This is a genomic window from Rothia sp. HMSC073B08, assembly GCF_001812975.1.
GTDB lineage: Bacteria > Actinomycetota > Actinomycetes > Actinomycetales > Micrococcaceae > Rothia > Rothia mucilaginosa.
This window is the reverse complement of the sequence record NZ_KV811057.1, coordinates 129,856-156,306: the sequence shown is the minus strand read 5'-3', so window position 1 is coordinate 156,306 and position 26,451 is coordinate 129,856. Positions and strand designations below refer to the sequence as shown.

Here is a 26,451-nt window from a genome sequence, read left to right as displayed (position 1 = left end):
AGATGCCGAAATGGGTCTGCAACCCGAAATAGGGTGAAGTGAGACACAAATACGGGGGTTTAGGTTCACTCTGACCCAAACAGAACAGCAAAACCCCTAGTCAACGCAGGATAAGCCTTCCAAAAGTTCTTCAAAAAAAGTTTAAAAACCTTCAAAAGACCTCGAAAACCTGCAGAAGCTCCCTATAGAGCCCATATAGAAGGGCAGAAGAGCCTCTCAGCATCAAGAAGATGGGAAGAGGGACTCCGCCCCTCCCCCCATCTCTGGAATCTTTGCATCACCTGCATTTCTGTACCGCTGCACTTCCCCGTTCTGCACCTCCCCCTCTGCAGCCTCCCTATATATGAGCCCCTACATATGGGGGAGAGCGCAGAAGAGCACAGAAAAGGAGGGCACCCCCTCACGGGGGCGCCCTCCTTATTCAAGCTATAGGGTTCAAGCTACAGCCCGTAGCTCGCAAGCTTCAAAACTCTAGTTCGCGGAAGCGCGACGACGAGAAACATCGTACAGAGTGATGCCCACAGCCATCGCTGCGTTCAAAGACTCCATCGCAGAATCAATCGGAATCGACACAATCTGATCGCAGTTCTCAGTCACCAGGCGGGACAGGCCCTTACCCTCAGAACCAACCACCACGCACAGCGGCTCATTCGCAAGCTCCAGAGCCGGCAACTCAATATCGCCACCGCCATCCAGACCAATCACGAAAATACCCTGCTCCTTAGCCTGCTGAATCACGCGAGTCAGATTAGTCGCCATCGCAACAGGAATACGAGCAGCCGCACCAGCACTAGTCTTCCACGCACCAGCAGTCACAGCAGCCGAACGACGCTCAGGAATAATCACGCCATCACCGCTAAACGCGGACACGCTACGAATAATCGCACCCAAGTTACGCGGATCAGTAATACCGTCCAAAGCAACAAACAGCGGCGGAGTCGACAGCTTACCCGAGTGCCAACGCTCCATAGTATCCAGCACCAGGTCAGTCGCATCCGGGTACTTGTACGGCGGAATCTGCATCGCAACACCCTGATGCACAGAACCATCAGTCAAACGATCCAGCTCGCTACGCGGAATCTCCAGCATCGGAATATTGCGCTTATTCGCAATAGTCATGATCTCGCGAACGCGGTCATCAACCTCAACACGACTCATGATGTACAAGTGCTTCGAGGGAATCTCAGTACGCAGAGCCTCAAGCACCGCATTACGACCAGTCACCAGCTCATCGCTAGCACGCTTACCGCCCAGACGAGTCTGGAACTTACGGTTCGTACCGGTAGCAGCACGACGCTCCGCCGCGCGCTTCATCTTATACGCCTTGTGATAAACGCGGTCCTCAGCCTTCGGAGTAGGGCCCTTACCCTCAAGCGCCTTACGGCCGTGACCACCAGTGCCCTTAGTAGCACCCTTCTTCTTGCTGGTAGCGCCCGGGCGCGAACCTGCCTTAGCCATTCTTCTCTTCCTTCGTCAAAGTAATGAATACGAGTCTACGCGAGAGAAACCCGCACGACCTAAGCCTTACGCACAAACGCGGGGCACATCACCCTCTAGCCAACGCTCCAGCTCGAACCATTCGCGCCATCCTTCACCTGCACACCAGCAGACGCCAACAGATCACGCATCGCATCAGCCTTCGCCCAATCCTTCTGAGCACGAGCATCAGCACGCTCCGCCAACACAGCCTGAATCAGCGCATCCAGAGCCTCATGCTCAGCACCCGAAGTGCCCTCAGCATTAAAGCTCATCAGCTGCGCCAGACCCAGAACCTCAGCCATAGCCATCACAGCATTCGCCGCCTCCGAAGCATCCTCACCAGCAGCAAGCGCCGCATTACCCGCACGAGTCTGCTCATGCAGAACCGCCAAAGCACGCGGAATATTCACGTCATCATCCATAGCCTCAGCAAAAGCCTCCGGAACCTCACGGCCCGGCTTCAGCACATCCTGAGTTGCAGCAAGGAACGCCTCAACACGCTCAATAGCGGTTGCCGCCTCCTGCAAAGACGACGGACGGTAATCAAGAATCGAACGATAATGCGCACTACCCAGGTAATAACGAACCACCAGCGGACGAGCCATCTGCAGCATCTGCGCCGGCGAAATCGTATTACCGATAGACTTCGACATCTTCTCACCCTCATAGGTGACCATGCCGTTATGCATCCAGAAATTCGCGAAATCATCGCCAGCAGCAGTCGACTGCGCCAGCTCATTCTCATGGTGCGGGAAACGCAAATCCAAACCGCCACCGTGAATATCGAAACGCGAACCCAAATACTTACCAGCCATCGCCGAGCACTCCAGGTGCCAGCCCGGACGGCCGCGACCCCACGGAGACTCCCACGAAGCAGTCAGCGGCTCACCCTCCTTATAACCCTTCCACAGGGCAAAATCGCGAGGGTCACGCTTACCGCGCGGATCAGCATCCGCAGAATCCTGCATATCCTCAACGCTCTGATTCGTCAGCGCACCATACTTACCCCACGAACGCACGTCAAAATACACGTCACCAGAATCATCCAGCGCAGGATACGCGTGGCCACGATCAATCAGACGCTGAATCAGAGCAAACATCTCCGGAATATGACCGGTCGCACGCGGCTCATACGTCGGCGGATCAATACCCAACGCCGCATACGCCTGAGCAAAAACCTTCTCAAAACGGTACGCGAGCGCCCACCACTGCTCATTCGGGAACTCACCCTCAAAACCGGGCTCCATAGAATCAGCAGACTTCGCCAAAATCTTGTCATCAATATCAGTGACATTGCGGACCGTCGTCACCTTCAAACCGCGGTAACGCATCCAACGGCTCAACTGGTCAAAAACCAACGCCGAACGGATGTGGCCCAGATGCGGTTCACCCTGCACCGTAGCACCACAATAATAGATACGCGCCTCACCGGGCACGACGGGCTCAAACTCGCGAATAGTCGCGGAAGCTGAATCATAAAAACGCATAGTCACACTCTCATTCTACGGGGTCGGCTCAGACGCCGGGGCGGTAAATCAGCGATAGGTTACAGAATGGCTCGAAGCAGCCAAACACCTACGAACGCGGGTACACCAGCGCCGTCGCAATAGCAGCCACACCCTCGCCGCGGCCCGTCAAACCCAGACCGTCAGTAGTCGTCGCAATCACCGTCACCGGAGCACCCGCCGCCTCGCTCAGCACACGGTTCGCCTCATCACGGCGCGGAGAGAACTTCGGGCGGTTACCCACCAGCTGAACACTCACATTACCAATCTCAAAACCAGCAGCACGCACAATCGCCGCAGCCTCAGAAAGAATACGAACACCAGAAGCGCCCTTCATATCCGGGCGGTCCACACCAAAATTAGAGCCCAAATCCCCCGTGCCGGAGGCAGCAAAAAGAGCATCAGCGGCAGCATGAGCCACCACATCACCATCAGAATGGCCGCTCAAACCACGCTCACCCGGCCAATGCAGACCAGCAATATACAGAGGAGTGCCCTCCTCACCAAAAGCGTGGACATCAACACCGGTACCAACACGAGGAATAACAGTCATCACAGGACCCTTCAATCGATCAAAAATCTTCTCAGCAGCAGTGCCTCCGCAAAAGAGGCATTAGGCGGCAGGGTTAAGCAACAGAAACACCAAACAGCGCGCGAGCAACCCGCAAATCCATCGGAGTCGTCACCTTAAACGCATCCGCATCACCGGCAACCGTCAACACCGGCTCACCCGCCGCCTCCATCGCCATCGCATCATCAGTCAACAGCTCAGCCTCCTCAGCAGGCAGGGAACGGCTACGCTCATGTGCCGCCAACAGGGCAGCCACCTCAAAACCCTGAGGAGTCTGCACCGCACGCATCTGCGCACGCGAAGGAGTACCCGTCACCAAACCAGCAGAATCCACAGTCTTCACCGTATCCACCACCGGCAACACAGGAATCACCGCACGCACAACACCCTGCGGGCTCGCAGAACCCAAACCCTCAAGCACGCGGTGATACACCTGCGGCGGAGTAAAAGCACGAGCGCAATCATGAATCAGCACATAATCCACCGGAACCTGCGCATCCTTCAAAGCATCCAACGCCGCAACCACCGAAGCAGTACGCGTATCACCACCGGCAGTAATCAACGCACCGGCACGGCGGGCATCCTCCAAAAGCTCCGGGCAACTCGCCGAACAATCAGCAGGAACAGTCACCACCACATGCTCAGCAACACCCGAAGCGAGCGCACCCTCCAACGCATAATCCAGCAGGGTACGACCATGCACACGCACAGCGGCCTTCGGGATCGGCTCACCCAGGCGAGTACCCGAACCAGCCGCCAAAACAATCACAGCAGTATTCGCCGCAGAAGCAGAACTCATCAGTCTCAAGCCCGCCTACGCCTCGAACTTATAGCCCAAGCCGCGAACCGTCACCACATACTGCGGGGCAGAAGAATCCGGCTCAATCTTCGAACGCAGACGCTTAATATGCACATCCAGGGTCTTCGTATCACCCACATAGTCGGCGCCCCACACACGCTCAATCAGCTGGCCACGAGTCATCACACGACCCACATTGCGCAGCAGAATCTCCAGGAGCTCAAACTCCTTCAGCGGCATAGAAATCTCTTCACCATTAACCGTCACCACATGGCGGTCAATATCCATACGCACCGGGCCGCCCTGCAGCACCGACTCAGTAGCAGAATCAGTCTCCGCCGAACGACGACGCAACACCGCGCGGATACGAGCAATCAGCTCACGCGCAGAATACGGCTTCGTCACATAGTCATCAGCGCCCAGCTCCAGACCCAGCACCTTATCCAGCTCAGAGTCCTTAGCGGTCAACATGATAATCGGGACCGAAGACACCTCACGCAGCTTACGGCACACCTCCATACCGGACATGCCCGGAAGCATCACATCCAGAAGCACCAAATCCGCGCCCTCGCGGTCAAACACCGGCAGAGCGTCCAGACCGTTGTCCACAACAATCGTCTGGAAACCCTCACGACCCAGCAAAAACGCAAGGGGATCCGAGAGGGCCTCTTCGTCCTCAACAATCAGAATTTTAGACATCAATAACTTCCTTCGATTCCATAAAACCTATACCGCTAACACTACACTGCGGCCGGAGGCTCATTCAGCGGCAACGCCAACGTAAACGTCGAACCTTCCTGCGGCATCGACCGAACCGTCACGCTACCACCGTGCTGAGTCATCACATGCTTCACAATGCTCAAGCCCAAACCAGTGCCGCCCGTCTGACGCGAACGAGCCGGATCAACCCGGTAAAAACGCTCAAAAATACGCTTCTGCTCGTCCTCCGGAATACCCACGCCCTGATCAGCAACCTCAACCAGCAGCTGATCAGCCACACGGTGCACCCAAATATCCACCTTCGTATGCTCCGGCGAATAACGCACCGCGTTCTCCACCAGGTTCTGCACAGCAATACCGAGCAGCTCGGCGTCACCGTACACCTCGGGCACCTCCTCGATGCGGGTAGAAATCTGAATGTCCTTCTCCTCCGCCACAATATGCGAACGGTCCACCGCATCAGTAACCAAAGAAGGCACCGACACCGGACCACCACGCGCAATCACATCGGTCGACTGCAGACGCGAAAGCTCAATAATGTCACGCACCAGCGCAGACAGGCGGCGCGTCTCCTTATGAAGACGCCCCACAAAATACTCAATCGCCTCCGGGTCATCACTCGCCTGCTCAATAGCCTCAGCCAACAGACTCACCGCACCCACCGGAGTCTTCAACTCATGCGACACATTCGCCACAAAATCATTACGCATACGCTGCACACGAGAAATCTCAGTGCGGTCATCCGCGAGCACCAAAATGTACTCGTCCCCCAGCGAAGCAACACGCACATCCAAGACCAGCGCCTCACCCTCACCGCGGTCAATCTCAAAAGTACGCTCCGCAAAAATACCGCGATGACGCACCGTGCGAATCATATCCGCCAACTCATCAGACGCCACCGTATGACCACGCACCAGACCCATCGCGTACGCACCCGGAGAAGCCTGAACCACGCCGCCCACCTCATCAATCACCAGGTAGGCGCGACCAATCACAGCAAGTACCTGAGCGGCACCATCACGCAGCGCCGGCGCCGACACCAAACTACGCTCCTGCTCCCGCTCACTACGCGCCACCGCATTCATGCTCAGGACGCCCACCAGCAGACCTATCATGCCCGCAATAAAGGCGATCAGACCGGCATCCATGTACTTCCCTTCCATTCGGGTACCCCATAAGTATAAATGTGGCCGATACCCAGCACTCAGGCGAATGCTCTTCTTCTCAGGCACGCTCCCCGTACAGAAACCTTGCAGACAACGCAATGAGCCGCCCACCTTACCGGTGAACGGCTCATCACAATGACAGGGGTGAAACCCTGCCGGAGGTATTACTTACCCTGGTTTGCTACGGCAGCAATAGCGTCCTTAGCAGCCTCGGGGTCCAGGTACTCGCCGGGCTTGACGGGCTGGAAGTTCTCATCCAGTTCGTAGTACAGCGGAATACCGGTGGGGATGTTCAGGCCAGCAATGTCCTCGTCGGAAATGCCCTCGAGGTGCTTGACCAGCGAACGCAGGGAGTTACCGTGTGCAGCAACCAGAACGGTCTTGCCTGCTGCGAGGTCGGGCTTGATGTCCGACTCCCAGTAGGGAAGCATACGGCCCAGAACGTCCTTCAGGCACTCGGTGCGAGGAGCGTTCTCGACATCCGCGTAGCGGGGGTCGTGTGCCTGCGAGTAGGGGTCGTTGTCATCCAGCGGGGGCGGCGGAACGTCGTAGGAACGACGCCAAGTCATGAACTTCTCGTCGCCGTATTCCTCGCGAATCTCGGACTTGTTCTTACCCTGCAGAGCGCCGTAGTGACGCTCGTTCAGGCGCCAGGTGCGCTTGACAGGAATCCACAGACGGTCTGCTGCATCCAGTGCAAGGTTTGCGGTGTTGATTGCGCGACGCTGCAGGGAGGTGTGAACAACATCGGGGAGGATGTTGCGCTCTGCCAGCAGCTCGCCGCCGCGCTTAGCCTCAGCGCGGCCCTTATCGGTCAGGTTAACGTCCACCCAGCCGGTGAACAGGTTCTTCTCGTTCCACTCGGACTGGCCGTGGCGCAGGAGTACTAGTTTGTAAGTCATACCTCTATTTTTTCATTTACCCGCCGGTTTGTCATGCCTTAGAGCCTAGAAAATATGCATTCTCCCAAAAATTTATAAGGGTCTTTTCTACCAGAACGAAAGGCTCAAAAACCCCGCCAGAAATAGGGAAAAGCCCCGCACACCATCCGACCGGGACAAACCCGTCAGACAGCGCACGAGGCTTCACCATCTATCGCACAAAGCGAGCGCACAAGCTAACGCTAGAAACGGCGGCGACCCACCGAAGGCCACACACCAGCCAAGAACACACAGCTAATCACAGCAGCAATCAGCTGAAGAATCAGTACAGTATTACCGCCGCCAGTCACCGCAGCAAAAACGCTAAACAGCGACACCGCAGCAGAACCACCGGTCAAAGCCAGCCACGTGTTCTTCGGGCGCTTACCGGCAAAATCGTACGCGTTCGCCGGAGACATCCACGCACGCACAAAAGCCAGCACACCAACCACAGCGCCGGCAACAGCCAGTAGCACATCGATAAGAGTGGTCACATAGATGACCAACAGAATAGGAGACATAGTATTCCTTAGAATCAGCAGCTTCTCTAGACAACCCTAGCAAAGTGCCTAGCGGACAACCTTAAAGGCCTCAACCAAGTCATTGTAAAGGTCATCCACGTTCTCAATACCTACCGACAGGCGCAGCAGGGATTCGGGAATCGAATCCGGCTCGTTACCGTGGCGACGACGACGCTCCACGAGAGACTCCACGCCGCCCAGAGAGGTTGCCGGGGTCCACAGCTTCAACGCCTCCACGACGTTACGGGCACCAGCCGCATCGGTATCCAGGGTGACGCACAAAATCGCACCGAAACCGTCCATCTGCTTCTTCGCAACCTCGTGGCCGCGGTCGCTCTCCAGACCCGGGTAACGCACCTCAGTCACGAAGGGGTGCTCGCTCAGACGCTCCGCCAGCACCTGTGCGTTCTGCACAGCACGTTCCACGCGCAGTGCCAGGGTGCGCAGGCCGCGCAGACCAAGCCATGCCTCCACGGGGCCGGGGATTGCGCCGTTGGTGATGCGGTGGTGCAGCATCGCCTTGTACAGTTCCTCATTCGAGGTGAGGGTCATGCCCAGCAGAACATCAGAGTGACCCGCCAGGAACTTCGTTGCAGAGTGAACCACAACGTCAGCACCCAAATCCAGGGGACGCTGCAGAATCGGGGTCGCGAAGGTGTTGTCCACCGCGGTCACAATGCCCAGGCGGCGAGCAGCAGAAAGCAGGGCAGGCAGGTCAGCGACCTCAAGCATCGGGTTCGTGGGGCTTTCCAGCCACGCCAGGACCTTCGGTGCCGAGTAGTTCACGTTCTCGGGAGTCACGCCGGCGCGGGATGCGGCATCCTCCATAGCGACGATAACGCTCTCGGTGTCTTCAATGTCCACACGAACGAGCTCAATGATGCCGCGGCGTTCCAAATCCTTGCACAGGGTCACCGATGCCATGTATGCGTGCTTCGGAATCAGCACAATGGAACCAACCGGCACCAGGTCGATGACGGCAGCAACGGCAGCCATGCCGGAGGGGAACAGCAGACCCGGCTGGGTAGCGTTCTCCAGCTTGGCAACAACCTCTTCCATGCCCTCCCAAGTGGGGTTCGAGAAGCGGGCGTACACGCGGTCCTGCTCAATGTTCACGGCGTCCACGCCGCGGTAGGTGGAAGAAAGAACAATCGGAGGGTTCACCGGCGCGTCATGCTCGTGTGCCGGGCGGCCGCCAGAGACGACGAAAGTCTCTGCGGAGTAATTCATGTCGTGGTTATCTGCACTCATGTCTTTAAGCCTGGCACACCCGCGCCCAGAACGCACGCCCGCACGGGTGACGGTACGCAGGATTTACATGTTTTTTACCTTGATACGCGCTCAATCCCACGCGGAGGTATCACCAAAACCGCACCGGTGCTGCTAAGAGACCCGGTACCCTTAAAGGTGATGGATACTCTCAGCTACACCCCCGATGCACAGAATCTTCCCGACGACCCGACCGGTCGCCGCGGGCTTTTTATCGTGGTCGAAGGAGGCGACGGCGCCGGCAAAACCACCCAGCTCGCCCTGCTGAATGAAGCACTCAGCGCCCGCGGATACCGTGTCATCACCACCCGCGAACCCGGCGGCACCGAGATCGGCGAGAAGCTGCGAGCCCTCGTCCTGGAAGCAGGTCAGGGCACCATTGACGACCGCACCGAGGCGCTAATCTTTGCGGCATCCCGCGCGGCTCACGCCTCCCAGCTGATTCGCCCGGCGCTCGCTGAGGGCGCCATCGTGCTCAGTGACCGCTATATTGATTCTTCCGCCGCGTACCAGGGTGTTGGCCGTGATCTGGGTATTGAAACCATCGTCGATTTGAGCCGCTGGGCTACCGCCGATCTGGTACCCGATGCAACCCTATTGCTGAGCGTGCCGCTGAGCGCCGAGCAGGAACGCATGGACCAGCGCGGCACCGTCGACCGTATTGAGGCTGAAGGCGCCGCGTTCAAGGCACGTATCCACGGTGCCTTCGAGCAGATTGCCCGCGAGGACGCTAACGGTTCACACCGCCTTATTGATGGTGTGGGAACGATTGAGCAGGTACACGCGCGCGTGCTCGAGGTGATTGAGCCTCTACTTGCCGCTCGCGAGCTGGTCCGCACCGGTAAGGAGGACTCATGAGCCTCTGGGATACCCTGCTGATTCCCGCCGATAAGCTCCAGCAACTACACACGGATGCCGCCGCCGCCCGCCCCACGCACGCTTGGCTTTTCACGGGCGCGACCGGTGCGCCTCACCGTGAGGCTGCAAAAATTTTCGCTGCCGCGCTACTGTGCGAGCAGCCCGACCCGCAGAACCGCGGATGCGGCCAGTGCAAGGGCTGCGTGACCGTCATGAACGGTTCGCACGCAGATTTTACGCACTTTAGTACCGAGGCGACGTACATCAGCATTGATGAGGCGCGCGAGCTGGTCATGAAGGCTCAGGACCGCCCGACCGTGGGTCGCTGGCGCGTGATTCTGGTGGAGGACACCGAGCGCATGCCGGAGCGTACCTCCAATGTGTTGTTGAAGGCGATTGAGGAGCCGCCGCCGCATACGATTTGGTTGTTGACGGCGCCCTCCCCCACCGATGTGCTGGTGACGATTCGTTCGCGGTGCCGTCCGGTGCAGTTGCCGGTTCCTACCGATGCGCAGGTGCACGAGTATTTGTTGGCGCACGGTGTGGTGGATCCTTTGGCGCAGCGTGCGGCGCGTCTGGCTCTGGGTGATGCGCAGGAGGGGTACCGTTTGGCGACCGATGAGCAGGCGATGGCTCGTCGGGAATTGATTACCTCCCTGATTCTGAATGTTCGTTCTATTTCTTCGGCTTTCAACGCAGCAGAGAAGCTCACCGACCTTGCCGACCAGGACGCACAGGCTGTCTCTGCTCTCAAGGATGAGCAGGAACGCCAGGAGCTTCTGGCTCTGCTGGGTATTCGCGAGGGTGAGCGTGTTTCTCCGTCCTTGCGAGCGCAGGTTCGCCGCCTGGAGGAGCAACAGAAGCGCCGCGCTAAGCGTGTTTCCTCCGATACGCTGTTGCGTTCTGTGGCTCAGGTTCAGACGGTTCTGCGTGATGCGTTGACGGTGGCTCTGTCTGCGCAGGCTCCGCTGGTCAATGAGCATTTGCGAGAGCCTCTGGAGGCGTTCTGCACCCGCCGTTCCGCCCAGCAACTGCTGGAGGATGTGCAGGCGGTCGAGCTGACTCTGCGTCGCCTGAAGACAAATGCGAATGCGCGTCTGGCGCTTGAGGCGTTGATGAGCCGCTTCGTGTACTAGAAACGCTCGAACAAGCGTCTTTGGATCTTCAATACAACACAAAATGGGGAGGCACCGAAGAGATGATCTTCGGTTCCTCCCCATTTCTATTGGTTCGCAGTGCCCTTAGAGGTTAGTTGCGGAAACCGTGAACCGGCGACGGAATACGACCGCAGCGGGCGATGAACGCCTCCGCGCTGGGGGTGTGGGTGGGCATGACGGGTGCTCGACCGAGCAGGCCGCCGAACTCAACCATGTCGCCTACGCCCAGACCAACCGCCGGGATGACGCGGACCGCGGTGGTCTTGTGGTTCATCACACCGATTGCTGCTTCGTCGGCAATCATTGCTGCGAGGGTGGCGGCGGGGGTATCGCCGGGAACCGCGACCATGTCCAGACCCACCGAGCAGATGGCGGTCATCGCTTCAAGCTTGTCGAGGCTGATGTGTCCGGCGGCTGCGGATTCAATCATGCCGATGTCCTCAGAGATCGGGATGAAGGACCCGGAGAGGCCACCGACGTTCGAGCACGCCATGAGGCCGCCCTTCTTCACCGCGTCGTTGAGCAACGCGAGGGCCGCAACAGTGCCGTGGGTACCGACGGTTTCCAGACCCATCTCTTCGAGGATGTGTGCGACCGAGTCGCCAATCTCTGCGGTGGGTGCCAGAGAGAGGTCGATAATGTTGAACTGCACGCCAAGGCGTTCAGCGGCGAGGGTACCGACCAGTTGACCGACGCGGGTAATCTTGAAGGCTGCCTTCTTGATTTCTTCGGCGCAGGTGTCAAAGGATTCGCCGCGGACCTTCAGCAGGGCGCGGTGTACCACGCCGGGGCCAGAGACACCTACGGAGATGGTGGTGTCTGCCTCCTGCACGCCGTGGAATGCGCCCGCCATGAAGGGGTTGTCGCTGACGGCGTTCGCGAAGACGACGAGCTTGGCGCAGCCGAAGCCGTGTGCGTCCGCGGTCAGGTCTGCGGTGGCGCGGATGGTTTCACCCATGAGCTTGACGGCGCTCATGTTAATGCCGGCGCGGGAAGATCCAATGTCTACGGAGGAGCAGACCACATCGGTTTCTGCGAGCGCTCGCGGGATGGAGCGAATCAGCTTTTCATCGGCGGGGGTCATGCCCTTGTCGACGAGAGCGCTGAAGCCACCGACGAAGTTCACGCCGACTGCCTTAGCAGCTGCGTCGAGGGTGCGGGCGAACTCCACGTAGTCCTCATCGTTGGAGGCGCCTGCCACCAGTGCGATGGGGGTGACGGCGATGCGCTTGTTGACAATCGGGATGCCGAGTTCGGCTTCGATACCTTCGCAAACGCTGACGAGGTTTGCCGCGCGGCTGGTGATCTTGTCGTAAATCTTGCGGCGGGCTACCTCGCCGTCGGAGTCGGCGCAGTCGAGCAGGGAGATGCCCATGGTGACGGTGCGAATGTCGAGCTTCTGCTCCTCGATCATTCGGATGGTTTCAAGAATATTGTCATTCATCATGGTGGCCACCTAGATGGTGTGCATTGCCTTGAAGATGGATTCTGCCTGGATGCGAATCTGGACCTTCTGTTCGTGTTCGACACCAACCATGGCTTCCTGCAGGTCGATGAGGTTCTGCTGCTCTTCGTCGAAGGAGCAGTGCATAATCATGGTGAAGTATTCGCCCATGATGGTCTGGGAGACGTCGAGGACGTTGACCTTGCGCTCGGCGAGGGTTGCGGTCACGGCGGCAATAATGCCTTCGTGGTCGATGCCTGTGACGGTGAGGATGATCTTCACGGTGTTCTCCTAGTGGTTTGGGGCTGCGCACCCAATGAAGAGGTGCATAAAGGCACAGGTACACGCATATTTATAAGAGCAATTATAGGTTACCCAGAACACACTGTGCAGGGTAGACACAAAAATATCCCCTGCATCCCATATTCGGGGCATAAAAAATCCACGTCTCCCCCGGCCTGAATAGATACAGGGAAGAACGTGGATTCTTTATTATGTGCCAGTCTTGAAGTATCTTTCGACACTCCTTATATCTGGCTAGTTATAACTGTCTAGAAGTTTTAGTTATCGAGGATTATTTCCTAAACATAAGAAGCGATGTACAGCTCGCCATTACCGCTCAGAGTTGCCGCCGAGGGCTCACCCACGTGCAGTACCGACTCGGTGGCGCCCAGAACGAACTCTTCGGTGCCGTTGCCATCTGCTGCGTGAATAGTGATTTTGCCGGATACGCTCAGCGCGGCGCTAATGCCCTCGAAGGTGTATTCCTGCGGCTTGCCCTCTTCAACGCGGATGCGGGTCACGCTCATGCGCTCGTCCCACATGGCGTAGGTGCCGACGGGTGCATTCTCGGGGGTGGGACGCTGAATAACGGGTGCATCCTGGCCCTCGCCGAGCACCTTGATGAGCTCCTCGGTGTCGATGTGCTTTGCGGTCAGGCCCGCGCGCATCACGTTATCGGATGGGTTCATCAGCTCAATGGCGGTACCGGAGACGTAGGCGTGCACCTGACCGTCGGGGGTGAAGGCGGATTCGCCCGGTGCCAGGTGAACCAGGTTCATGACGAAGGCGACGAGCAGACCGCGGTCACCGGGGTACTTGCCGGCAACGATCTGCACGAGCTCAGCTGCGTCAGCGATGCGTGCGTTGTCGGAGCCGGTCAGCTGTGCCGCCGCCTCAACGAGCTGCTCAACAGCCGCGGTGGCGGTCTCTTCGGGCATGCGAATAATCTCAGTCAGCAGCTGCTTGGGGGTTAGCTCCACACGCTCTGCCAGCCAGTCCGCTTTGAACGCCTCGGCAAGTTCTGCCAGCTGCTCGGAGGTGCGCACACCGGTGAGCACGCGCATCTGGGTCAGGGCGATGACGGTTTCAGGCTTGGAGTAGCGGTCCTTGTAGTTGCGGTGCGGCGCGTCAATCGCGATGCCGCGTGCCTGCTCATCCTCGAAGCCGGCAATAGCCTGCTCGGGGGTGGGGTGCACCTGAATGGACAGCGGCGCATCAATCGCAAGAATCTTAAAGAGGAAGGGGAACCAGTCGGAGGTACGGTCCGGGCGCAGGAAACGGGAGGGGTTCTCCACAATCAGCTCGTTGAGCGGGGATTCAGTGCCATCAACGGTGGCACGGGAAGGTGCAGCCGGATGCGCGCCAACCCACACCTCAGCCTCAGGCTGTTCGGTGGGGACAGGCACGCCACGCATGCGTCCGAGAATTTCGCGGGAGCCCCACGCATAATTCTGAATCTGGTTTTTTAGGGAAAAAATCTCACCCATGGGGGAAAATACCTCTCGACGTGAGTTGTTTGAAGCAAGTGACGTGATAAAAAACCCATACATTCAGCAGAATTTATAAGGTTTTACCTGCCCATTATAGAGGCTAATTACACTTCTTTACCGCTAAAATAAAAGGCGTGACTACTATTAATCTACATGACTCATTCAAAGCGTACGACGTGCGTGGCATTGTCGGCGAGACCATTACCGCAGAGACTGTTCGTGCCACTGGCGCGGCTTTCGTAGATATTCTGGGCCTGGAGGGCCAGACCATCCTGGTCGGTGGCGACATGCGCCCCTCCTCCCCCGAATTCATGGATGCATTCGCCCAGGGTGCAACCGCTCGCGGTGCAAATGTTGAGAAGATCGGCCTGATCTCCACTGACGTTCTGTACTTCGCATGTGGCGTTGAGAACGCTGCCGGTGTTACCTTCACCGCTAGCCACAACCCCGCAGAGTACAACGGCATGAAGATGGCTAAGGCTGGCGCTGTTCCCCTGTCTTCCGAGTCCGGTCTGTTCGATATTCGCGATCTGGCTCAGAAGTACCTGGATTCGGGCGAGATTCCTTCGGTGGAGAAGGTCGGCACCGTTTCTGAGAAGGACATTCTCAAGCCTTACGCAGAGTACCTGCGCAAGCTGGTTGATCTGTCTTCCATCCGCCCCCTGAAGGTTGTTGTTGACGCTGGTAACGGCATGGGTGGTATGACCACTCCCGCTGTTCTGGGCGACACCATCCTGCCGGGCCTGCCCCTGGAAATTGTTCCCCTGTACTTCGAGCTGGACGGTACCTTCCCGAACCACCCGGCTAACCCGCTGGAGCCGGCTAACCTGGTTGACCTGCAGAAGGCTGTTGTTGAGCACGGTGCCGACATTGGTCTGGCATTCGACGGCGACGCTGACCGCTGCTTCGTCATCGACGAGAAGGGCGAGCCCGTTACTCCTTCGGCTGTGACCGCTCTGGTTGCTGAGCGCGAGATTGCTCGTGCGAAGGCTGAGGGCAATGAAGAGCCCGTCATCATTTACAACCTGATTACTTCGAAGGCTGTTCCTGAGCTGGTTGAGAAGCTGGGCGGCCGCGCAGTGAAGACCCGCGTGGGCCACTCCTTCATCAAGGCTGTCATGGCTGAGGAGAACGGCGTTTTCGGTGGCGAGCACTCCGCTCACTACTACTTCAAGGACTTCTTCAACGCAGACACCGGCATGCTCGCTGCAATGCACGTGCTGGCTGCTCTGGGTGGCGGCGACAAGCCCCTCTCCGAGATCAGCGCGAAGTACTCCCCGTACGTTGCTTCCGGTGAGATTAACTCCGAGCTGGAAGACAAGGCTGCAGCTGTGGACCGCGTTCGTGCACACTACGCTAACGCTCCCGTGGTTGTTGAGGACTCTGACGGCACCACCTTCACCAACACCGAAGAGGGTTGGTGGGTTAACCTGCGTCCTTCGAACACCGAGCCTTTCCTGCGCCTGAACCTTGAGGCACCGGATGTTGCGACTATGGAGCGCGTCCGTGACGAGGTTCTGGCTCTGGTTCGCCAGGGCTAAGCGCTAGCTAGCTACTAAAAAGTCCCGCCCCGCAGATTCGTCTGCGGGGCGGGACTTTTTAGTTTGAGTTCTAAAAACCCGGCTAGGTTCTTCTGTCTAAGAGGAGAACCTAGCCGGGTTTAAGGAACCTAGCGGACGAGCCGGCTTACGGGGTTTTTACGCTTCGCGAGCCTGGTCGTGGAGCATCCACTGGTCGGGGCCGAAGATCTCGTAGTTGATGTTCTTGCCGGGGACGCCTGCCTCCACCAGTGCGGAGCGTACGCCCTGCATGAAGGGCAGCGGGCCGCAGAGGTAAACGTTAGCGTCGGAGGGCACGTCCAGCTTGGACACGTCGACACGGCCGGCGAAGTCGCCGCCCTCACCCTCGATGAACGAGATGAGGCGTGCGTTGGGCAGCTTGTTGACGAGCTCGGTGAGCTCTTCGCGCAGGGGCCAGGTGTCCAGGCTACGGTCCGCGTGAACTACGGTTACGGGGCGCTGGGAGCCCTTCTCAATCAGCTCGGAGAGGAAGCTGAGCATGGGGGTGGTGCCGATACCTGCGGAGAAGAGGTACAGGGGTGCCTCGGGGTTGCCGAAGCCTTCCAGGGTCAGGTCACCGTAGGGGTTGGAGATCTCGACGACGTCGCCGATCTTCAGTTCGTGCAGGATGGAGGTCATCTCGCCGTTGGGGTCGAGCTTCACACCGATGCGGCGCTGGTTCTTTTCGCTGGGCAGCAGGGTGTACTGGCGTGCCTGGCGCAGACCGTCACGTGCGGGAACTACGATGGAGATGTACTGGCCGCCCTTGGACTCGGTCATGGGGGTTTCGTCGGCGGGCTCGAAGGTCAGCACGACGACGTTCTCGCCGGTCTCCTTGCGGTCAACGAGCTTGAAGGGTGCGAACATGACGTCGTTTGCCTGGGAAGCGTACAGGCCCTTCTCCAGCTTGATGAGGGCGTTGCCCATGAGCCAGTAGACCTCGGTCCATGCCTCAACGATTTCGGGGGTTGCCAGATCGCCGAGGTTAGCGGCGATTGCCTCGAAGAGGTACTTGTAGACGGTGGGGTACTCTTCTTCCTTCAGGCCCAGGGAGGCGTGCTTGTGAGCAACGCGGGAGAGGACTTCGTCGGGGTAGGAGTCCGGGTGCTCAACGATGTAGGAAGCGAACACAGCGATGGAGCCTGCAAGTGCGCGGGGCTGGGTGCCTTCGAGCTGGGAGGAGCGGGAGAACATGCCGTCCATCAGGTCGGGGCGAGCGGCGAACATTCGACGGTAGAAGTCGGGGGTGATGTCGTTGATGCGCTCAGCAATGATGGGCAGCGTTGCCTCAATAATGGGGCGGGACTTCTCGGAGAGCATGTCTTGCCTTCTTCCTGTGTGGTCACCTGGTCGTTGTGATGATGCCCTTGATATGTGTGATGCTGGGGCGTTCACTCGGACAGCTCAGTTGGTGACGAAGTGTTTATAAAGCACCCTTACCGTAGCATTTTGCGGGGTGCTTGCGCTGTGTGCAGGTCATGCTCTGAGGGTTATTTGGCACTGTGGATGCGACTTATGGTTCACCCTGACTCAAAGATAGAGTTGCGCGTCACACTATATATTTTCAGCCGCACTTCTACAATCGGCGAGTGACCAGCCTGGAAACATGTATAAAAATACCGGAGTGAAAATATATTTACCCAGGAAAGTATGCAGTGTGGTGCAAAAATGAATATGGTCACATTTTCTGCATTTGAAAAGCAAATTTGCAATATTCTGCATTTACTGCACAAATTTTAGATTCAACCGAACACTGCTCGCTGTACGTCAAGAGGTAAAAAGACCCTCCCAAAAGGACCCCGCAAGCACACCGCACACAGCAATCCACCCCCATACCGGCAGATAAAGCGCCATAAAAAATAGGGTGGAGCCTCCTATTAGAAAGCTCCACACATACTAAAAAGTTATCGGGTCAACGATTTAGCGCACAGTCAGCGCATTCTCCGGAGGCGCGAAGCCTAGCTCCACAAATACCGGACCAACAGGGCGCGCACCAGCGGTCAACTCGCTAATGATGACCGAATCAACCGATGCGTAGAACGCCTCACGAGCCTTCGCCAAAACATTGCGCAGGCGGCAGAACTTATCGAGGGGACAGTGACCGTTCTCATCCTCGCACTCAATCATGGGGATATCGCCCTCAGTAGCACGAAGAACAGTGCCGACGGTCGCAGAGCGGCCCGCATCCGAGAGCATAACGCCGCCGGAACGACCGCGGGTCGAATCCAAATAACCCATGTTCACGAGGAAGGCCACAGCCTTCGCCACATGGTTGTAGGGGGTATCCACTCCCTCAGCAATCTTCTGGGTAGAAAGCTTCTGACCGGGCTCCAGGGCAGACAGGAGCATCAGAACGCGGAGCGAGACATCCGAGAATGCTGTCAAACGCATGGATACTCCTTCTATCTTTCTCGTGATACCGCCGCTTCTACATCAACGGCAACAAATGCTCCGAACCAGCCAAGGCACAGAGCGCTCAAAATCTTACATTGGCATTGTATCGGTGCAGTGAGAGTGCAAGAAATCAGGATTACCCACTATCGTATTCTCGCCACCCTCCCAATGTCTTTAGAGTATTTCTCAAGAACAAGTAGACTGCATAGCCTTACACTCATAGCTCCAAGAGAAACTCGGCGGTTCCCATCTGACGGGGATTCAAAACCTTCCCATAAAAGGAAGGAAGGAGCGGAACCTCACAGTGAGATTCCACCCCTTCCAAACGCTCAACCATACGGCTCAGCGAAGAGTTTTAGTTCCTTCGAAGGATTAGTCCTCCAGGGCCTTTGCCAGAGCATCGCGCTGCTCGCGAACCTCGGCGGGAAGCTTGTCGCCGAACTTAGCCAGCCACTCGTCGATGCCGGGCAGCTCAGCAGCCCACTCGTCCTTCGAGACAGCCAGAGCAGCCTTCAGCTCCTCCTCGGAGATCTCCAGACCGGTCAGGTCCAGGTCTTCCTTGGCGGGAACGGTGCCCAGGAAGGTCTCCTCGCCGCCAGCCTTGCCGTCCAGGCGGTCGAAGATCCACTTCACAACGCGAGAGTTCTCGCCGAAGCCGGGCCATGCGAAGCCACCGTCGGGGGTGCGGCGGAACCAGTTGACGTAGTAGACCTTCGGCATGTTCTCAGCGCCGTGCTTCTTGCCCAGGTCAATCCAGTGCTTGAAGTAGTCACCAGCGTTGTAACCGATGAAGGGCAGCATAGCCATCGGGTCGCGGCGAATCACGCCGACGGCACCCTTAGCAGCCGCAGTGGTCTCAGAGGACAGAGTGACAGCGCGGAACACGCCCTGCTCCCAGCTCTCAGACTCAGAAACCAGCGGGATGGTGGTCTTGCGGCGACCACCCAGAACGATAGCGCTCAACGGCACACCCTCGGGGTCGTAGTACTCGGGAGCGAGCATGTCGACCTGGGATGCGGGGGTGCAGAAGCGGGAGTTCGGGTGAGCTGCCGGGCGGCCAGACTCGGGGGTCCAGTCCTTACCGGTCCAGTCAATCAGGTGAGCGGGAGCCTCGTCGGTCTTGCCCTCCCACCAGACGGAGCCGTCGTCAGTCAGTGCAACGTTGGTGAAGATGGTGTTGCCCTTAGCAATAGCCTTCATAGCATTCGGGTTGGTGGAGTAACCGGTACCCGGTGCCACACCGAACAGGCCAGCCTCGGGGTTGACCACGCGTGCCTGGTGGTTCTCGTCGAACTCAATCCATGCGATGTCGTCGCCGACCATCTCAGCCTTCCAGCCGTCGATGGTGGGCTCCATCATTGCGAAGTTGGTCTTGCCACATGCGGAGGGGAACGCTGCGGAGATGTAGCGAACCTTGCCCTCGGGGTTGGTGACCTTCAGGATGAGCATGTGCTCTGCCATCCAGCCCTCGTCGCGGCCGATGACGGATGCGATACGCAGTGCGTAGCACTTCTTACCGAGCAGTGCGTTACCGCCGTAACCGGAGCCGAAGGACCAGATTTCGCGGGTCTCGGGGAACTGGACGATGTACTTCTCGGGGTTGCAAGGCCAGGGAACATCTTCCTGACCGGGCTCCAGGGGTGCACCGACAGAGTGCAGAGCCTTGACGAAGAAGCCGTTGGTCTCGTTCAGCTTGGCAAGAACGTCCTTACCGATGGTTGCCATGATGCGCATGGAGCAGACAACGTATGCGGAGTCGCTGAGCTCAACAGCAATCTTGGGGTTCTTAGCCTTCAGGGAGCCCATGACGAAGGGAATGACGTACATGGTACGACCGCGCATGGAGCCCTCGAACAGACCGGTCAGGGTCTGCTTCATTTCGACGGGGTCGCGCCAGTTGTTGGTCGGGCCTGCGCCTTCTTCAGTCTCGGAGCAGATGAAGGTGCGCTCCTCGACACGTGCAACGTCGTCAGGATCGGAGAAAGCTGCGTAAGAGTTCGGGAATTCGTGATCGCTCAGGCGAACAAAGGTGCCAGCGTCGACCAGTTCCTGAGCGAGGCGGTCGTATTCTTCCTGGGTGCCATCGACCCAGTAGATGTGTGCGGGCTGGGTCAGGGCCGCAACTTCGCGAACCCAGTCCAGAAGGCCCTGGTGGGTAGTGGGTGCGCTCTGCAGCTCCTTTTCGAGCTCAGCAGAGAGAGTACGAGTTGAGGTGTCAGCCATTGACGTTTTCCCCTTCGATTGGTGGCCCGGATACTACGTTGATCCGGATAGGTCTGCGGTAACAAAGAAGCAGTTAAACACTACAAGCGTGCAAATAATGGTAAATATGCACGCTTGGACAGTCTCCACTTCCTCGTGATGCTTACAGAATAACGCATTAATGGTCTGCAGAGCTTTCTATGACGCCATTTCTTACGTTCTGCGCATCACATTCTTAGAGTACGAGAGGATTTCTGTAAAGGATTTTTAGGGCGCACGGCGGAATCCTTCGGGGATTTCAGGGACCTGCAGCGCCAGTTTTGGGTCGGAACAAAAATATTTTGAAAAAATTTTGCGAGCACAAAAACCCCGGAATCATGCGGTAAAACGGGGTGCTTTCGATCCCTGCGGAGGGGATTTTGGGTAAATTTCGAGTTTTTCGGCTTGCACACATCCAAGGACATCCGTATAGTAGTACCTGTTGCCGCGACGGGTTGAAGAAATCCGAAGCGAGGAACATGCGCCTGTAGCTCAACGGATAGAGCATCTGACTACGGATCAGAAGGTTGGGGGTTCGAATCCCTTCGGGCGCACCAACAATCCCCGGTTCTTCGGAACCGGGGATTTTTTGTATCCCCATAAATCAGAAAATGCCCCGCCGAAAGCGCCGGACCCAGCACAGGCGACCACGCACACGGCAGACGTTATCTAGAAACTACGACGTATAGAAGCTACAGCACGCAGTGATACCTGTATAAAGGTGGAGCAAGGACGCTCCACCGACTAACGCCGCGCCCAAAAGTGCGCCTCAACCTGTGAATCCACAGATTTACGCTCCCAGATGACGTGCTCCGGGGCACACCCGCCAAAAAAACGCCTAGGATGGAAAGAAGACCCTCCACACATAGGCTGGAGAGCATACAACGCGAAGGAGCACTATGGCACAGCTATCCATTCCGCAGTCCCTGATAGGTGCGCTCATCGATATAGCCGACCTGGGAACACTCGACTACTTCCCGCCCACCGAACGATGCGCCCACTGGTCCCTCTACGACGCGCAGCGCCAGGAGATCCTCTGCCCCTGCGCACCCGCCACCAACACCACCGCGGAGAAGCTCTTTGAGGCCGCGGCGAAGATTCTCTACGAGAATTTCCCCCGATATATCGACTCTCCCGAGGAAATCATTCCTTATACTTCCCGTCAGGAACTCGTTGCCGCCCTACGCCGCGGTGAGGAAGAGCCTGTTGATGAGGAACAGGGCGAGTTGCAAGAGCAGTCAGCTGAAAATACTGTAGAGCCTACGGCTGATGTTGAAACTAGCCCCGCCAAACCTGCAGTAGTTGAGGGTACGGAAGTGAGTGCTTCTGTTGCGCCCAAGCCTGCAGCCCCGAAGCCCGCGCCTTCCCCCGCGCTCTTTGCCGCCCGCGCGGCACAGGCACCCGCCCCGGCTCCCGCCCCGGCTCCCGCATCGGCTCCCAGCGTGCCGGAAGAAGCGCCCGTGGAGGCACCCGCAGAGGCGACTACAGAAGAGACGGTTCCGACGCCCACCACGGTTGCTCCCGTAGCGCCCAAGCCCGCTGTGCCGAAACCTGCAGCACCCAAGCCCGCTGTGCCGAAGCCTGCGGCCCCGACTCCCGGTGCTCCCTCCCCCGGTATGTTCCGCAAGTCCACGCTAACCTACCGACCGCCGCGCATCGAAGAGTACCTGGAGGGTCTGCGTGCCCGCCAACAAGCTGCCGAAGCCGCAGAAGCTACCCATACGGCAGTATCTAGCGAGCAGGCACCTGTTGAAGAGTCGCCCGTACTCAGCCAGTCCCTACCGGGCGCACCCGCAACTCCCAAGCCGAGCGCGCCGAAGCCCGCTGCGCTGAAACCCGTTGCACCGGAACCGGGTGCACCGATGCCTGCCGCACCCACCCCGAGCACTCCGGCAGCAGAACCGGTAGCCGCCGTACCTCGCGCCATTACCGCCGAGGACCGCGAACGCAGCTACCGTCTGCGCCCGAGCCTACGCGCCCGCCTCGAACGAGAAAATATCAGCGAAGAGCTCGTGCGCACCATCCTGCGTGAAGGCGCGGCAGAACGCCTCAACGACTGGACGATTCGCTTCACCCACGACGACTACCGAGTGGACGTAAACACCGCCTCCGCCGAAGTTATCACCGTCATTGACGAATACGACGCCGAATACAACGAAGCGGTACAGGCATCCCTGGCTCAGGGCGAATACACCTCGCTCAACGCCTTGGAGCTCGAATTCAGCGAGCGCGCCCGGACCTTCCTGAAGAAGAACCCGCCGTTCGTTTTCGACCTGATGCTTCAGGCACTGAGCAGCCCCGAGAGCGTGCGCATGGCTGAAGGCTGGACCCGCATCTACGCGGCGCAGGGTCTGGAAATTGCGGTTTCGCCCGATGAGCGGACCGTTCTTGCCCTGGCGAAGACCCCGGATTTCCATGTTCTGCACGCGGAGAACCTGCGCAAGGCACAGCTCGAAGAGCTCAGCAACACCCTGGCGAAACAGGCAGAAGATAAGGCAGCCCAGGCAGAAAACACCACCGAGGAGGAGAAATAATGTCCGCTAAGCAGATCACTATTCCTCTCGAGGTGTACGTTCGTCTGCAGGAGCTTGCCTCCCTCGCCGCCTATAGCTACCGCGATGAGCAGGGCTCCGAAGAGAACACTGCAAGCGATAAGCCGTGGGATTTGCTCTCCAAGGATGGCGCCTCCCTACTCGATGAGAACGGCGCGCTCAAGCCCGAAGCGGCAGAGCTCTACTTCACCCTCCTACCGCTCATTGCCCAGGAATTCATGGAGCAGCAGCAGGCACTCGTGGACGCATACCGTCAGGCGCCCAAGCCCGCCGCCGCACGCGCCAAGATTCGCCCCTCCAATCAGCGCCTCATTCCGCTGACCGAGGTGCCGCTGGAGAACCAGCGTATTGCCGCGCGCATCGAGAAGGAATTCTACGGTGACGTGCCGCCGCGCCGCCGCATCTACGGCGTGCTCCCCGGCGTCATGGATTACATGATGCGCCACGGGCTCACCTACGAGCTGCTGCTGGACATCATCGAATCCCCTGTAAGCACGGTGGTTCAAGAAAGCGCGCAGGAGAACCGTTACGGCCGCGAAGTCACCCTCTACACGCATGAAGAGGAAGGCTACCAGGTGGTGCTCAACCCCCTGACCGCCGAAGTTCTCGCGCTACGCCCGCTGCAGGCTCTCGCTGGAGGCTACCAGCTCTCCCCCGATGCTCAGGCACAGCTGAAGGCGCTCGGCCTGACCGGCGAGTACATTGCCCGCATCCTGGATGAGGCCGAGGACCGCCGCCCGATTCCCGGCAGTAGCCGCACCGTGTACTCGCTCAACGGCTACCAGGTGGAGTTCTCGCACTCCGACCAGCAGGTAATCCGTATTAGCCGCGGCACCGCGCCCAGCCGCAACCCCTTCGAGTCGCAGCCGAGGATGAGCGGCACAAAGAGGCAGCGCGGCCGCAAGATCCCGCACGATGTGGATGCGTTCGTGCAGCTGTTGCAGGAGCACGGCTTCACCATCACCATGGGCGGTAAGCACTACGATATTCGCCACGAGAAGCTGGCTCCGGGTCAGAAGGCGGTCACCTCGGTGACTCCGTCGGATTCGCAGCGTTGGCACCTGAACTCGGCACGCCAAATCCGCAATACCTTCGGTATCGACCTGCGCTACGCCGATCCGCGCGATAGTGTACGCGGTATTGTGCGCGGCCCCGGAGGAAGCGTCCAGAACGCCGATAACCACAGCGCAGAAAAGCAGGACACCGAGAAGACTGCGGAGAAGGAATCAAAGTAGGTCTTCGTCACCGTTAAAGCGCCCCTGCGTGCCGGTTCTTTATACTGCCCCCAGCATGTCTTTGCATCTGGGGGCAGTATTCATTAGCACCAATATCCCGCATTGTCAGGGCAATACGGGGTAGACTGGGGGCAATACATACATGCTATTCAGCATAAAAATTAATATGCGTTCCCGTGATATGCGTGACGGTAGGGTTGGGGATGCGCCACAAAGTACGGTGATTAACAGCCCCTACCTCTACAATAGAAACGCATCACTACAGAAGAAGGAGAACGCATGGGCGTAACGATTAAGGTCACTGACGAAGCAGGCGTAAACTACGACATTCAGTGGGAAGACCACCACACCCTCCTGGAAACCCTCCAGGCTAACGGTGTGCCGGTCCTCGCAACCTGCGGTGGTAACGCATCCTGCGCTACCTGCCACGGCTTCATCGACCCCGAGCACTTCGAAGCTTCCGGTGAGCGCACCGAAGCTGAGCAGGACCTGCTCGACATGGTCGATGACGTCGCCAACGAGTACTCCCGCCTGTGCTGCCAGGTCGAGTACGCCCCCGGTATGGACGGAGCAGAAATCCAAATGCAGGCGGCGATGTAATCATGTTTAAATCGGCTCAGGTACTCGCATCAACCACCCTCCTCTGCGGCGTGCTAGCGCTCAGCGGATGCGGCGCGTCCCAGGCCGGTCAGGAAGCTGAAGGCACCTCGGCGCAGCCGAGTGCTTCGGCTTCGGTCAAGCCCGGCACGATTCGAGTAGCTTCTGACGGGGCTACCTCTTCGGTGACCCCGGGCTCTATTACCGTGGTGAACTCTCCCGATGCGGAGAACCACGGCTCTTCCTCTGAGCACTCCGAGTCTTCTTCCCATGCTGAGACTCACGAGTCGAAGCAGAACTCGGACTCTCACTCTTCTGGGTCCTCCCACGAGGGTTCCGAGCAGAACAAGTCAGACGACTCTGCAGATTCTCAGCAGGATTCCCAGAAGAGCTCAAACTCGTCTTCACAGTCGGGTTCTCATTCGTCGAACGGATCCTCCCATTCTTCGGAGTCTTCACGTTCGTCGAGCTCATCGAATTCGTCAAACTCGTCGAATTCCTCGGATCGTTCTTCGAACTCCTCCAACAACACTGCTGAAGGCCCCGGCCAGTGCGATCTGGACGACCTGAACATTTCGGTGTCCATTGGAGATGGCTCCCCCGGCGCCCGAAACTACACCCTGTACTTCCAGAATTCTTCGGATTCTTCCTGCACCCTGCGCGGCTACCCGCGCGTGGTGCATGCGGGTCCTTCGGGCACCTGGATCGGTCGTGAGGCTTCCACCTCTGATGAGTACATGAACTCTGCGGGCGTGACCCTCAACCCCGGCGATAGCACCACCGCGGTGTTGCGTTCGGTGTACCCGGCACGCTTCGGTGACGCATGTGGTAGCCGCCCGGTTCAGGGCTTCCTGGTGGGTCTTCCCTCCGGTTCCGGTGGCGTGATTGTTCCGCTGGATACGACCGCGTGTTCCTCGTCTGTTCCGCAGCTGTCGGTGGGTCAGTTTGGTGCCCGCTAACGCGGCATTTCAGGGTTAAGAAACCGGCGCGTATAACGCACATATAGTTCAAGGGCGGTTCCCCGTGATGGGGAACCGCCCTTGAGCTGTCTATAAGTCTGAATCTAGGGTTTAGCTTTAGTCATACCATAGCTGCGCGCTCTTAGAGGGAGCGAGTAACCTCATCGTGGCTGAAGCGTGCACCGCGCGGGTATGCGGGAGCCTCGCCGTGGCCGAGGTTGACGATCAGGAAGGGGATCTCTGCGTTGTCCGCGAAGAATTCCTTTTTGATGCCGGCGAAGTCTGCGCCGGTCATGGGGCCGGCATCCAGGCCGAGGGCGCGGATTGCGGTAATGAAGTAGCCTGCCTGCAGGTGAGCGCTCAGCTCAGCGGCGGGGGTGGCGAGCTCCTCGGTGGTGTAGAAGCCCTTGATGAAGCCGGCAGCGTTGGGGTTGAAGGTGTCGGCGTGCTCTACCCAGTTTGCGTCTGCGGAGAGGATTGCGGTCACCGGTGCCGCCTGGGTCTTTGCCTTGTTGCCGTCTGCCAGGTGTGCGACGAGGCGCTCGCGTGCCTCAGGGCTCTTGACCCAGGTGATGCGCAGGGGCTGGCTGTTGAAGGCGGTGGGGCCGTAGTAGGTCAGTTCCTGGATGCGGCGCAGCTGCTCGTCGGTGACGGGTTCCTCGGTGAAGGAGGAGACGGTGCGCGGCTCGTGGAAGAGGCTGATGAGCTGTTCTTCAGTCAGGCGGGTCATGGT

Annotated in this window: 23 protein-coding genes and 1 tRNA gene; 8 read left to right on the top strand and 16 right to left on the bottom strand. The window is 58.5% G+C overall.

The genetic code is table 11. The features are described 5' to 3' along the window. Nucleotides 1-471 precede the first annotated feature (471 nt). From rlmB to HMPREF2884_RS03375, 9 genes are all read right to left on the bottom strand, one after another. Complete coding sequence (gene rlmB, locus HMPREF2884_RS03415; protein ID WP_005507146.1) at nucleotides 472-1,458, bottom strand: 23S rRNA (guanosine(2251)-2'-O)-methyltransferase RlmB; 987 nt, start codon at nucleotides 1,456-1,458, stop codon at nucleotides 472-474. A 95-nt stretch (nucleotides 1,459-1,553) separates the two neighbouring features. After that, nucleotides 1,554-2,972, bottom strand: a complete 1,419-nt coding sequence (cysS, locus tag HMPREF2884_RS03410; protein WP_070615672.1) for a cysteine--tRNA ligase — start codon at nucleotides 2,970-2,972, stop codon at nucleotides 1,554-1,556. 82 nt (nucleotides 2,973-3,054) lie between these two features. Next, nucleotides 3,055-3,537, bottom strand: coding sequence for a 2-C-methyl-D-erythritol 2,4-cyclodiphosphate synthase (gene ispF, locus HMPREF2884_RS03405; RefSeq protein WP_005509302.1), 483 nt, complete (start codon nucleotides 3,535-3,537; stop codon nucleotides 3,055-3,057). A 73-nt stretch (nucleotides 3,538-3,610) separates the two neighbouring features. Next, on the bottom strand, nucleotides 3,611-4,354 hold the full coding sequence (gene ispD, locus HMPREF2884_RS03400) for a 2-C-methyl-D-erythritol 4-phosphate cytidylyltransferase (protein WP_049346706.1): 744 nt from the start codon (nucleotides 4,352-4,354) through the stop codon (nucleotides 3,611-3,613). Between the two features lie 15 nt (nucleotides 4,355-4,369). Beyond that, nucleotides 4,370-5,053 carry a response regulator transcription factor gene (locus tag HMPREF2884_RS03395; protein ID WP_005507150.1) on the bottom strand — a complete coding sequence of 228 codons (684 nt, stop codon included), beginning with the start codon at nucleotides 5,051-5,053 and terminating at the stop codon, nucleotides 4,370-4,372. A gap of 41 nt (nucleotides 5,054-5,094) precedes the next feature. Then, the gene (locus tag HMPREF2884_RS03390; RefSeq protein WP_246823468.1) at nucleotides 5,095-6,237 is read right to left on the bottom strand and encodes a sensor histidine kinase; all 1,143 of its coding nucleotides are present in this window, start codon (nucleotides 6,235-6,237) and stop codon (nucleotides 5,095-5,097) included. 167 nt (nucleotides 6,238-6,404) lie between these two features. Continuing rightward, nucleotides 6,405-7,142 carry a phosphoglyceromutase gene (locus HMPREF2884_RS03385; protein ID WP_005507152.1) on the bottom strand — a complete coding sequence of 246 codons (738 nt, stop codon included), beginning with the start codon at nucleotides 7,140-7,142 and terminating at the stop codon, nucleotides 6,405-6,407. Nucleotides 7,143-7,363: 221 nt separating this feature from the next. Further along, nucleotides 7,364-7,681 carry a DUF2516 family protein gene (locus tag HMPREF2884_RS03380; RefSeq protein WP_005509299.1) on the bottom strand — a complete coding sequence of 106 codons (318 nt, stop codon included), beginning with the start codon at nucleotides 7,679-7,681 and terminating at the stop codon, nucleotides 7,364-7,366. A 48-nt stretch (nucleotides 7,682-7,729) separates the two neighbouring features. Next, a complete protein-coding gene (locus HMPREF2884_RS03375; protein ID WP_070615670.1) occupies nucleotides 7,730-8,932 on the bottom strand; it encodes a trans-sulfuration enzyme family protein in 1,203 nt (400 codons plus the stop codon). Between the two features lie 159 nt (nucleotides 8,933-9,091). On the opposite strand from HMPREF2884_RS03375, the gene tmk reads away from it, so the two are divergent. Beyond that, complete coding sequence (tmk, locus tag HMPREF2884_RS03370; protein WP_083309141.1) at nucleotides 9,092-9,808, top strand: dTMP kinase; 717 nt, start codon at nucleotides 9,092-9,094, stop codon at nucleotides 9,806-9,808. Further along, the gene (locus tag HMPREF2884_RS03365) at nucleotides 9,805-10,944 is read left to right on the top strand and encodes a DNA polymerase III subunit delta' (RefSeq protein ID WP_070615667.1); all 1,140 of its coding nucleotides are present in this window, start codon (nucleotides 9,805-9,807) and stop codon (nucleotides 10,942-10,944) included. The genes tmk and HMPREF2884_RS03365 overlap by 4 nt, the downstream gene beginning before the upstream one ends. A gap of 112 nt (nucleotides 10,945-11,056) precedes the next feature. Here HMPREF2884_RS03365 and HMPREF2884_RS03360 read toward each other — a convergent pair whose 3' ends face one another. The 3 genes from HMPREF2884_RS03360 to manA all read right to left on the bottom strand — a co-directional run bounded on the left by HMPREF2884_RS03360 (nucleotide 11,057) and on the right by manA (nucleotide 14,178). After that, entirely contained in the window at nucleotides 11,057-12,412 is a 1,356-nt protein-coding gene (locus tag HMPREF2884_RS03360) for a PFL family protein (protein WP_049357748.1), read from the bottom strand. A 9-nt stretch (nucleotides 12,413-12,421) separates the two neighbouring features. Continuing rightward, a complete protein-coding gene (locus HMPREF2884_RS03355) occupies nucleotides 12,422-12,691 on the bottom strand; it encodes an ACT domain-containing protein (protein WP_012904166.1) in 270 nt (89 codons plus the stop codon). Nucleotides 12,692-12,990: 299 nt separating this feature from the next. Next, nucleotides 12,991-14,178 carry a mannose-6-phosphate isomerase, class I gene (gene manA / locus HMPREF2884_RS03350; protein WP_070615664.1) on the bottom strand — a complete coding sequence of 396 codons (1,188 nt, stop codon included), beginning with the start codon at nucleotides 14,176-14,178 and terminating at the stop codon, nucleotides 12,991-12,993. A 137-nt stretch (nucleotides 14,179-14,315) separates the two neighbouring features. Here manA and HMPREF2884_RS03345 point away from each other — a divergent pair, with 137 nt between their 5' ends. Next, nucleotides 14,316-15,722, top strand: coding sequence for a phosphomannomutase/phosphoglucomutase (locus HMPREF2884_RS03345; protein ID WP_049357755.1), 1,407 nt, complete (start codon nucleotides 14,316-14,318; stop codon nucleotides 15,720-15,722). Nucleotides 15,723-15,878: 156 nt separating this feature from the next. Here the strand turns inward: HMPREF2884_RS03345 and HMPREF2884_RS03340 are convergent, their stop codons facing one another. From HMPREF2884_RS03340 to HMPREF2884_RS03330, 3 genes are all read right to left on the bottom strand, one after another. Next, nucleotides 15,879-17,060, bottom strand: a complete 1,182-nt coding sequence (locus HMPREF2884_RS03340; RefSeq protein ID WP_070615660.1) for an FAD-binding oxidoreductase — start codon at nucleotides 17,058-17,060, stop codon at nucleotides 15,879-15,881. Between the two features lie 600 nt (nucleotides 17,061-17,660). Beyond that, the gene (locus tag HMPREF2884_RS03335) at nucleotides 17,661-18,131 is read right to left on the bottom strand and encodes an RrF2 family transcriptional regulator (protein ID WP_005509289.1); all 471 of its coding nucleotides are present in this window, start codon (nucleotides 18,129-18,131) and stop codon (nucleotides 17,661-17,663) included. A gap of 375 nt (nucleotides 18,132-18,506) precedes the next feature. Continuing rightward, entirely contained in the window at nucleotides 18,507-20,357 is a 1,851-nt protein-coding gene (locus HMPREF2884_RS03330) for a phosphoenolpyruvate carboxykinase (GTP) (protein WP_070615657.1), read from the bottom strand. A gap of 499 nt (nucleotides 20,358-20,856) precedes the next feature. On the opposite strand from HMPREF2884_RS03330, the gene HMPREF2884_RS03325 reads away from it, so the two are divergent. The 5 genes from HMPREF2884_RS03325 (at nucleotide 20,857) to HMPREF2884_RS03305 (ending at nucleotide 25,718) form a co-directional block, all read left to right on the top strand. Then, nucleotides 20,857-20,932, top strand: a tRNA-Arg gene (locus HMPREF2884_RS03325). 342 nt (nucleotides 20,933-21,274) lie between these two features. Further along, on the top strand, nucleotides 21,275-22,909 hold the full coding sequence (locus HMPREF2884_RS03320; protein ID WP_070615653.1) for a DNA repair protein: 1,635 nt from the start codon (nucleotides 21,275-21,277) through the stop codon (nucleotides 22,907-22,909). Next, a complete protein-coding gene (locus HMPREF2884_RS03315) occupies nucleotides 22,909-24,162 on the top strand; it encodes a cell wall biosynthesis glycosyltransferase (RefSeq protein WP_070615651.1) in 1,254 nt (417 codons plus the stop codon). Before HMPREF2884_RS03320 ends, HMPREF2884_RS03315 begins: the two co-directional genes overlap by 1 nt. A gap of 279 nt (nucleotides 24,163-24,441) precedes the next feature. Beyond that, nucleotides 24,442-24,762, top strand: a complete 321-nt coding sequence (locus HMPREF2884_RS03310; RefSeq protein WP_005509285.1) for a 2Fe-2S iron-sulfur cluster-binding protein — start codon at nucleotides 24,442-24,444, stop codon at nucleotides 24,760-24,762. Between the two features lie 2 nt (nucleotides 24,763-24,764). Further along, nucleotides 24,765-25,718, top strand: a complete 954-nt coding sequence (locus HMPREF2884_RS03305) for a DUF4232 domain-containing protein (protein ID WP_070615646.1) — start codon at nucleotides 24,765-24,767, stop codon at nucleotides 25,716-25,718. Between the two features lie 142 nt (nucleotides 25,719-25,860). Here HMPREF2884_RS03305 and HMPREF2884_RS03300 read toward each other — a convergent pair whose 3' ends face one another. Next, nucleotides 25,861-26,448 carry a malonic semialdehyde reductase gene (locus HMPREF2884_RS03300; protein WP_070615643.1) on the bottom strand — a complete coding sequence of 196 codons (588 nt, stop codon included), beginning with the start codon at nucleotides 26,446-26,448 and terminating at the stop codon, nucleotides 25,861-25,863. Nucleotides 26,449-26,451 lie beyond the last annotated feature (3 nt).

What these genes read in the sequence shown, in the direction of transcription:
- rlmB (WP_005507146.1), bottom strand. Translation starts at nt 1,458, where the DNA reads ATGGCTAAGGCAGGTTCGCGCCCGGGCGCTACCAGCAAGAAGAAGGGT.
- ispF (WP_005509302.1), bottom strand. Translation starts at nt 3,537, where the DNA reads ATGACTGTTATTCCTCGTGTTGGTACCGGTGTTGATGTCCACGCTTTT.
- ispD (WP_049346706.1), bottom strand. Translation starts at nt 4,354, where the DNA reads ATGAGTTCTGCTTCTGCGGCGAATACTGCTGTGATTGTTTTGGCGGCT.
- HMPREF2884_RS03395 (WP_005507150.1), bottom strand. Translation starts at nt 5,053, where the DNA reads ATGTCTAAAATTCTGATTGTTGAGGACGAAGAGGCCCTCTCGGATCCC.
- HMPREF2884_RS03390 (WP_246823468.1), bottom strand. Translation starts at nt 6,237, where the DNA reads ATGGAAGGGAAGTACATGGATGCCGGTCTGATCGCCTTTATTGCGGGC.
- HMPREF2884_RS03385 (WP_005507152.1), bottom strand. Translation starts at nt 7,142, where the DNA reads ATGACTTACAAACTAGTACTCCTGCGCCACGGCCAGTCCGAGTGGAAC.
- HMPREF2884_RS03380 (WP_005509299.1), bottom strand. Translation starts at nt 7,681, where the DNA reads ATGTCTCCTATTCTGTTGGTCATCTATGTGACCACTCTTATCGATGTG.
- HMPREF2884_RS03375 (WP_070615670.1), bottom strand. Translation starts at nt 8,932, where the DNA reads ATGAGTGCAGATAACCACGACATGAATTACTCCGCAGAGACTTTCGTC.
- tmk (WP_083309141.1), top strand. Translation starts at nt 9,092, where the DNA reads ATGGATACTCTCAGCTACACCCCCGATGCACAGAATCTTCCCGACGAC.
- HMPREF2884_RS03365 (WP_070615667.1), top strand. Translation starts at nt 9,805, where the DNA reads ATGAGCCTCTGGGATACCCTGCTGATTCCCGCCGATAAGCTCCAGCAA.
- HMPREF2884_RS03360 (WP_049357748.1), bottom strand. Translation starts at nt 12,412, where the DNA reads ATGATGAATGACAATATTCTTGAAACCATCCGAATGATCGAGGAGCAG.
- manA (WP_070615664.1), bottom strand. Translation starts at nt 14,178, where the DNA reads ATGGGTGAGATTTTTTCCCTAAAAAACCAGATTCAGAATTATGCGTGG.
- HMPREF2884_RS03340 (WP_070615660.1), bottom strand. Translation starts at nt 17,060, where the DNA reads ATGCTCTCCGAGAAGTCCCGCCCCATTATTGAGGCAACGCTGCCCATC.
- HMPREF2884_RS03335 (WP_005509289.1), bottom strand. Translation starts at nt 18,131, where the DNA reads ATGCGTTTGACAGCATTCTCGGATGTCTCGCTCCGCGTTCTGATGCTC.
- HMPREF2884_RS03330 (WP_070615657.1), bottom strand. Translation starts at nt 20,357, where the DNA reads ATGGCTGACACCTCAACTCGTACTCTCTCTGCTGAGCTCGAAAAGGAG.
- HMPREF2884_RS03320 (WP_070615653.1), top strand. Translation starts at nt 21,275, where the DNA reads ATGGCACAGCTATCCATTCCGCAGTCCCTGATAGGTGCGCTCATCGAT.
- HMPREF2884_RS03315 (WP_070615651.1), top strand. Translation starts at nt 22,909, where the DNA reads ATGTCCGCTAAGCAGATCACTATTCCTCTCGAGGTGTACGTTCGTCTG.
- HMPREF2884_RS03310 (WP_005509285.1), top strand. Translation starts at nt 24,442, where the DNA reads ATGGGCGTAACGATTAAGGTCACTGACGAAGCAGGCGTAAACTACGAC.
- HMPREF2884_RS03305 (WP_070615646.1), top strand. Translation starts at nt 24,765, where the DNA reads ATGTTTAAATCGGCTCAGGTACTCGCATCAACCACCCTCCTCTGCGGC.
- HMPREF2884_RS03300 (WP_070615643.1), bottom strand. Translation starts at nt 26,448, where the DNA reads ATGACCCGCCTGACTGAAGAACAGCTCATCAGCCTCTTCCACGAGCCG.